Origin of the sequence: Aeromonas sp. QDB11 (assembly GCF_027705265.1) — a bacterium.
Lineage (GTDB): Bacteria > Pseudomonadota > Gammaproteobacteria > Enterobacterales > Aeromonadaceae > Aeromonas > Aeromonas allosaccharophila.
In genome coordinates, this window is sequence record NZ_JAPDBM010000185.1 from 1 (window position 1) to 1,035 (window position 1,035).

The following is a 1,035-nucleotide window of genomic DNA, read 5'->3' on the forward strand; positions in this document are numbered from 1 at the left end:
AAAACTCTGAAATCGGTAACTAAAAACCCACGTAGCAGTGCTTTACAGAGTTTTTTCTAATCAGAAACGTGGGGGTAATCATCGACAATGCGATAGGTACGTTTGAAGTTGGCCTGTCACGAGCAGCCGGCTTCTACAGCCATGTAACCCCTTCCCCCAAACCCGGCTCAGGCCGGGTTTTTTGATCCCTCCTCGCTATTTCTCTCGCAAATCCGTCGTTCTTTACGCCGATTTTACGCCTGCCACATGGCGCTTTATGGCGCCTTTACGCCTGTTTTACATACCCTTTTCAGCGTCAATGACACCAACAGAGTCGATATGGTCTTACATCGGCTCTCGCAGCTAATTATCTCAATGGAGTCGATATGAATTGGCTATATCTGCTGCTCGTCCTCGCCTTGATGGCCTATCTGATGCGCGCACTCACGCGCAGTCACGAGTGAGGAACTAGAACATGTGGCAAGAAATAATCTATCCGGTTGCCTTCGTGCTGCTGGTTCTGCTGCCGGCACCGCTGCTGGGCAACTACATCTACCGGGTATTTGAAGGCAAAACCCGCTGGCTGGCACAGGTCGAGCGCGCCACGCTGGCCTGTTGCGGCACCGATGGACGGGAGCAGGACTGGAAGTCCTACGCCCTCAGCCTGCTGGCCTTCAACGGCGCCGGTTTCGGTCTGCTGTTCCTGATCCTGATGGCGCAGGGGTTGCTGCCCCTCAACCCGCAGCAACTGCCGGGTCTGAGCTGGCAACTCGCCTTCAACACCGCGGTCAGTTTTATGACCAACACCAACTGGCAAGCCTATTCCGGTGAGGCCAGCCTCTCCTACTTCAGCCAGATGGTGGGTCTGACCACCCAGAACTTCGTCTCCGCAGGGACGGGCGCCGCTGTAGCCATTGCCCTGTTCCGCGGTATCGCCCGCCAGCAGACCATCAACCTTGGCAACTTCTGGCAGGATCTGGTGGCTAATAACATCATGTCGATCAGCCAATAACATCATGCCGATCACCATTTTTCTACCCGCAGGAACTGCGTCTT

General features: G+C 54.9%; 1 pseudogene. It reads left to right on the forward strand.

Annotation, left to right across the window (positions count from 1 at the left end):
• Positions 1–454: 454 nt before the first annotated feature.
• Positions 455–961, forward strand: a pseudogene (locus tag OKC40_RS22560) (potassium-transporting ATPase subunit KdpA); the annotation flags it as partial.
• Positions 962–1,035 lie beyond the last annotated feature (74 nt).